7 protein-coding genes are annotated in these 6,492 nt (G+C 61.0%); 6 read left to right on the plus strand and 1 reads right to left on the minus strand.

Translation table 11 applies throughout. The features are described from left to right. Positions 1-435: DeoR/GlpR family DNA-binding transcription regulator (locus ACPYOI_RS34000; protein ID WP_481424014.1), on the minus strand; the 435-nt coding region annotated here is incomplete at its 3' end. Between the two features lie 95 nt (positions 436-530). Between ACPYOI_RS34000 and ACPYOI_RS34005 the strand changes: the two genes are divergently transcribed. The 6 genes from ACPYOI_RS34005 to ACPYOI_RS34030 form a co-directional block, all read left to right on the plus strand. Continuing rightward, on the plus strand, positions 531-1,301 hold the full coding sequence (locus tag ACPYOI_RS34005; RefSeq protein ID WP_481417267.1) for an SDR family NAD(P)-dependent oxidoreductase: 771 nt from the start codon (positions 531-533) through the stop codon (positions 1,299-1,301). A 103-nt stretch (positions 1,302-1,404) separates the two neighbouring features. Then, complete coding sequence (locus ACPYOI_RS34010) at positions 1,405-1,740, plus strand: ArsR/SmtB family transcription factor (protein WP_168832676.1); 336 nt, start codon at positions 1,405-1,407, stop codon at positions 1,738-1,740. Between the two features lie 66 nt (positions 1,741-1,806). Then, on the plus strand, positions 1,807-2,703 hold the full coding sequence (locus tag ACPYOI_RS34015) for a LysR family transcriptional regulator (RefSeq protein WP_168832675.1): 897 nt from the start codon (positions 1,807-1,809) through the stop codon (positions 2,701-2,703). Between the two features lie 137 nt (positions 2,704-2,840). Continuing rightward, on the plus strand, positions 2,841-3,320 hold the full coding sequence (locus tag ACPYOI_RS34020; protein WP_481417268.1) for a formate dehydrogenase subunit gamma: 480 nt from the start codon (positions 2,841-2,843) through the stop codon (positions 3,318-3,320). Beyond that, a complete protein-coding gene (locus tag ACPYOI_RS34025; protein WP_481417269.1) occupies positions 3,317-4,873 on the plus strand; it encodes a formate dehydrogenase beta subunit in 1,557 nt (518 codons plus the stop codon). The genes ACPYOI_RS34020 and ACPYOI_RS34025 overlap by 4 nt, the downstream gene beginning before the upstream one ends. A gap of 12 nt (positions 4,874-4,885) precedes the next feature. Beyond that, the coding region (locus tag ACPYOI_RS34030; protein ID WP_481424015.1) for a molybdopterin-dependent oxidoreductase at positions 4,886-6,492 on the plus strand (1,607 nt) is incomplete at its 3' end.

Consider the following 6,492-nt stretch of genomic DNA (forward strand, 5'->3'; position numbering starts at 1 on the left):
ACGTACGACGCCGCCGGCAATGACCACCTCGATGGAGGGAAACATTCGCAATCGATTGGCGACATTGATGTTATTGGTGATCACCATCAATTCCCGGTGATCAACCAGCGCCTCCCCCACGGCTTCCGTCGTCGTCCCGATATTGATGAAGAGCGAGACGTTGTTCGGAATGAGTTCAGCCGTCGCGCGGCCGATCGCGAGCTTCTCGGCAGCAGCGATCGAGCGGCGTGCTTCGTATTTCACGTTTGCCGTCCCGGCCGGAAAGATCGCTCCGCCATGAATGCGCGTCAGCACACGCCCGTCACACAGGTCGTTCAGATCCTTGCGGATGGTCTGCGGCGTGACGGAAAAGCGCGCTGCAAGGTCTTCGACCAGCACGCGGCCTTCCGCCTTGGCGATATCGAGGATTTCCGTCTGGCGCCCGGACAGAAACATGGCTTCGCCTCCCTTTCTTTCGTTTGGCCGGATCATATGTTAAAGCGAAAATTGCGCAATCGGCGACTGGCTGCCGAGGCCCGGAGGATCCAGGGGTGTTTCATCCCAAGCTGTTTGAAAATCGCAATGTTGTCGTAACCGGCGCCGGCCGCGGCATCGGTCTTGAAGTTGCTCGACAGTTCCTGGATTGCGGTGCCCATGTTCTGGTTCACACCGGACGGGACGGGGAGCGAGAGTTGCCGGATTTCCTGCTGACTGCGGAACAGGAGCGACGCGCCATTCTCGTCGCAGGCGATTTTCTGGCGCCGGGCGGCACGGCCGCTTTCGCTGCGAAAGCAATGGATAAGTTCGGCGCCGTGCACGTACTCGTCAACAATGCCGGCACGATGGTTGGCCGGTTTCCGGCTGCAGAGTTGACGGACGAGGAATACCATACGGTCGTAAAGCTCAACCAGACATCCGTGGTGGAGCTCACCCGCGCGCTTCTGCCGGCGTTGCGGGCAGCCCACGGTGCGGCGATCGTCAACACGGTTTCCATCTCGGCGCTGACCGGCGGCAGTCCTGGCTCGGCAATCTATTCCGCCTCGAAGGCTTTCGTCTCCACCTATTCCAAGGCGCTCGCACGTGAACTCGCGCCAGATGGCATCCGGGTCAATTGCGTATCGCCGGGTACCATCGAAACCGATTTTCACGAGCGCTATTCATCGCGCGAGAAGCTGGAGCAGACCCGCAAGACGATCCCGCTTCAACGCCTCGGCATAGCGGAGGATTGCGCACCCGCCTACCTCTTCCTGGCTGCGCCATCGCTTTCCGGTTACATCACCGGGCAGGTGCTCGAGGTCAACGGCGGCCAGCTTATCTGCTGATTTGCTTGGACTTTTTTTGGCATTTCACCAATTAGGCCCAACGTCGAGGTGCGGATGTGATATCGCTCTCGTTTATCTGGGGTTAACATATTAGAGAGTCATAATGCCGAAGACTGAGCCGGGGGGGACCGGTCAGGAACTGCAAAAGCTTGCCGCCAAGGCCATTGAGGCGAGCGACCTGCTCAAAGCGATGGCGCATCAAACCAGGCTTCTCATTCTTTGCATTCTCGCCAAGGAAGAAAAAACGGTTAGTCAAATCGAAGCATTGCTTGGCGTGCAGCAAGCCATGGTGTCGCAGCAGCTCGCGCGGCTTCGCATGGAAGGCCTGGTGAATACGCGCCGGGCGGGCCGGCTCGTGTATTACAGTATCGGCAATCCCAAGGTGACGACTTTTCTCGATTCGCTATTCGGGATGCTAGATATGTCGGACGCTGGCTGACCTGTTCTTGCGATTGTTGACGGCTAAGGCCAAAGATGGCTTGCTCCGAAGTCGGTGGGAGGCCAGATGCTCGACAAGCTTGAATTCTTCATCGCCCTTGCCAACGAAAAGCACTTCGGCCGTGCCGCCGAAGAGTGCGGCATATCGCAGCCGACGCTGTCGGCCGCCATTCGGCAACTCGAAGACCAGCTCGGCGTCATGCTGGTACAGCGAGGCTCACGCTTTCAGGGCCTGACCCCTGAAGGCCAGCGTGTGCTTGAGTGGGCTCGCCGCATCGTTGGCGACACCCGCACCATGCGCGAGGAGATGCGCGCGGCCCGCAAGGGCCTCTCCGGCCATCTGCGGATCGCCTCCATCCCGACGGCGCTTGCCATGCTGCCGAGGATCACTACGCCTTTTCAGGAGCGGCATCCGGACGTCACCTTCTCGATCGTCTCGCGCAATTCGCTGCAGGTGTTGAGCATGCTCGAAAATCTCGAGATCGATGCCGGCGTCACCTACCTTGAAAACGAGCCGCTGGGGCGCGTGACGACCGTGCCTCTCTATGCTGAGCGCTATAATCTCATCACGGCCGCAGGCAGTCCGCTTTCCGATCGCGAAACCGTGACATGGCACGAAGTCGGCAATCTTCGGCTTTGCCTATTGACTGCGGACATGCAGAACCGCCGCATCATCAATCGGCATCTATCCGAAGCCGGTGCGACCGCACATCCGTCCCTGGAATCGGGATCGATGATCGTGCTTTTCTCGCATGTGCGCACCGGGCGCTGGGCGAGCATCATGCCGCGGAATGTGGCCGAATCCTTCGGCTTCCCGGCGGAAATCCGCATGATCCCGATCGTCGAGCCAGAGGCCGATCATCTGGTCGGTCTGGTGGCGACGCATCGTGAGCCGTTCACGCCGCTCGTCTCCGCGCTGTTGCATGAGGCGCGGATACTCGCAGAAAGCGAAGATCTTCGATAGAAAAATCCTATCAAGCAACGGGACGGCTTTATTGATTACCTGCATGTTCCCTGAGAAACTTCCTCCACGATGTCATACCAAGTTCGGGGGAGCTGGTGTGGCGGTTGATAAAGGGAAGCCCTGGGAGGCCTGCCATAATGAATGCCCATGTCGCCACTGGCGATATTGCCGAGCGCACGCGCGCGATCGTCTCGAACCTTCGCTCTCTGGAAGGCCCGCTTCTTCCCATCTTGCATGAAATCCAGGATGAATTCGGTTATGTGCCGCAGGAAGCGCTTCCTGTTATCGCGCAGGAACTGAATCTCTCTCGCGCCGAAGTGCACGGTGTGATGACCTTCTATCACGATTTCCGCGACCATCCCGCCGGGCGTCATGTGCTGAAGCTCTGTCGTGCCGAGGCCTGTCAGTCCATGGGTGGCGACGCCGTGGCTGAGCGTATCAAATCTCTGCTGGGGATCGATTTCCATCAGACGGCTCTCGATGGCAGCGTCACGCTGGAACCCGTTTATTGTCTCGGGCTCTGTGCCTGTTCGCCAGCGGCGATGCTGGACGGCGAACCGCATGGCCGAATCGACGACGATGTGATTGCTGAGATCGTCGCGGAGGTGCGGGCATGACCGTCAGGATTTACATCCCGCGCGATGCGGGCGCACTTTCTCTTGGGGCCGAAAAGGTTGCAAGAGCGATCGCACAGGAAATCTCGGCGCGCGGCATCGATGCGAAGATCGTCCGCAACGGTTCGCGTGGTATGTTCTGGCTGGAGCCTCTGGTCGAGGTCGAGGTTTCCGGCAAGCGAATCGGCTATGGCCCGGTCACGGCCAAGGATGTGTCGCTGCTGTTTGATGCCGGCCTTGTGAACGGCGGTAGCCACGAGCTCTGTCTGGGGGAGGTCGAAAGCCTCCCATTCCTCAAGGAACAGACCCGCCTGACCTTCGCGCGCTGCGGCATTACCGATCCGCTTTCACTGGAAGATTATGAGGCGCATGGCGGCCTTGCCGGACTCCGCCGGGCAGTGGCGATGGCCCCTACAGACGTGGTCAGGGAGGTCACCGATTCGGGCCTTCGCGGACGTGGCGGCGCGGGCTTTCCGACCGGCATCAAGTGGAAGACGGTTCTGGATGCTGCGGGTGACCGGAAATACATCGTCTGCAATGCCGACGAAGGCGACAGCGGCACATTCGCAGACCGCATGATCATGGAGGGCGATCCCTTCGTGCTGGTCGAAGGCATGGCGATTTCCGGGCTGGCGACGGGCGCCACAAAGGGTTTCGTCTATACGCGTTCGGAATATCCGCATGCGATTGCGACAATGACGGAGGCCGTCGAGATCGCCCGCCGGGCGGGCATTCTGGGACCGTCCGTGCTCGGTTCCGGCTGCGCTTTCGATATCGAGGTCCGGACAGGCGCGGGCGCCTATGTCTGCGGCGAGGAAACGTCGTTGCTGAATAGCCTGGAAGGCAAGCGCGGCGTCGTGCGCGCCAAGCCGCCGCTGCCGGCACACAAGGGGCTTTTCGACTGTCCCACCGTCATCAATAACGTGATCTCGCTCGCCTCCGTGCCGATCATCCTCGACAAGGGGGCGGCTTTCTACCGCGATTTCGGCATGGGGCGCTCGCGCGGCACGATCCCGATCCAGATCGCCGGGAACGTCAAGCATCGAGGGCTTTACGAGGCGGCTTTCGGCCTGTCGCTCGGCGACATCGTCGACAGGATCGGTGGCGGCACGGCGACCGGGCGGCCGGTGAAAGCGGTCCAGGTCGGCGGTCCGCTTGGCGCCTATTTTCCGCGCGCGCTCTTCGACACGCCCTTTGACTATGAATCCTTTGCCGCCAAGGATGGCCTCATCGGGCATGCCGGCATCGTCGTGTTCGACGACACGGCCGACATGCTGAAGCAGGCGCGCTTCGCCATGGAGTTCTGCGCCATTGAGAGTTGCGGCAAGTGCACGCCCTGCCGTATCGGTTCGACGCGCGGCGTTGAAACGCTGGACAAGATCGCCAAGAACATCGAGCCGCAAAAGCAGCTCGAGCTCGTCACCGACCTCTGCAACACGATGAAGTTCGGATCGCTTTGCGCGCTCGGAGGCTTCACCCCTTATCCGGTGATGAGCGCGATCAATCATTTTCCGGACGATTTTCGCCCGTCGCCAATAGCAGAAGCCGCGGAATAGGAGCGGACGACCATGAACGCCTTGCCCGAGTTCAAAACGCTCATTGAAGAAACCGACTACGGTACTCCGGCTTCCTCTTCCGAGAAGATGGTGACGCTGACCGTCGACGGCAGGCCAATCACCGTGCCCGAGGGCACGTCCGTCATGCGCGCCTCGATGGAGGCCGGAGTCGAGATACCGAAGCTCTGCGCCACCGACATGATCGATGCCTTCGGTTCGTGCCGCGTTTGCCTGGTCGAGATCGAAGGCCGCGGCGGCACGCCGGCATCCTGCACGACGCCAGTCGGCGACGGCATGGTGGTGCACACTCAGTCGGACCGGCTGAACGCGATCCGGCGCGGCGTGATGGAGCTTTACGTTTCCGACCATCCGAGCGCGTGGGGCGGATCAGCCGGTACGGGTGCCGGAACTGGCGCGAGCGAATTCGACAAGGTCATCGCGTCGGTCGGCCTGACCGAGAACCGCTACGGCATCGATGGCCGCAATCATGTGGCGCCGGGCAACGGCTCCCTCACCATCGACTACATGGTACGCGACGAATCGAACCCGTATTTCACCTACGATCCGTCGCAGTGCATCGTCTGCTCGCGTTGCGTGCGCGCCTGCGAAGAGGTGCAAGGCACCTTCGCGCTGACCATCGAAGGTCGCGGTTTCGAGAGCCGCATGACCGCTGGCATGCACCAGCCCTTCCTCGAAAGCGAATGCGTCTCCTGCGGCGCCTGTGTGCAGGCCTGTCCGACCGATGCGCTGCGCGAAAAGACCGTGCTTGAGATGGGCATGCCGGAACATTCGGTGGTGACCACCTGCGCTTATTGCGGCGTCGGCTGCTCCTTCAAAGCTGAGATGAAGGGCGAGGAGTTGGTGCGGATGGTGCCCTGGAAGGATGGGCAGGCCAATCGCGGGCATTCCTGTGTCAAGGGCCGCTTCGCCTATGGCTACTCCACGCATAAGGACCGCATCCTCAATCCGATGATCCGCGAAAAGATCACCGATCCTTGGCGGGAGGTAAGCTGGGAAGAGGCTTTCGCGCACGTAGCATCGGAATTCCGCCGTATCCAGTATCAGTACGGCCGCGATTCGGTCGGCGGCATCACGTCGTCGCGCTGCACGAATGAGGAGACATTCCTCGTCCAGAAGCTGGTCCGCGCCGGCTTCGGCAACAACAACGTCGATACCTGCGCGCGCGTCTGCCATTCGCCGACGGGCTACGGACTAGGTCAGGCTTTCGGCACGTCGGCGGGCACGCAGGATTTCGACAGCGTCGAGCATTCGGACGTGGTGATCGTTATCGGTGCCAACCCGACGGATGGCCACCCGGTTTTTGCGTCGCGCCTGAAGAAGCGGCTGCGGCAGGGCGCGAAGCTGATCGTTATCGACCCGCGGCGCATTGATCTCGTACGCACGCCCCACGTTGAGGCTGCCTATCACCTGCCGTTGCAGCCGGGCACCAATGTAGCGGTGTTGACTGCATTGGCGCATGTGATTGTCACCGAAGGCCTCTACGACGAAAAGTTCATCCGCGAGCGCTGCGACTGGTCCGAATTCGAGGACTGGGCGGCTTTCGTTGCCGAGCCTTATCACAGCCCTGAAGAGATGGAGAAGTTCACCGGCGTTCCGGC

The organism is Rhizobium sp. SVR5-2C (assembly GCF_056755115.1).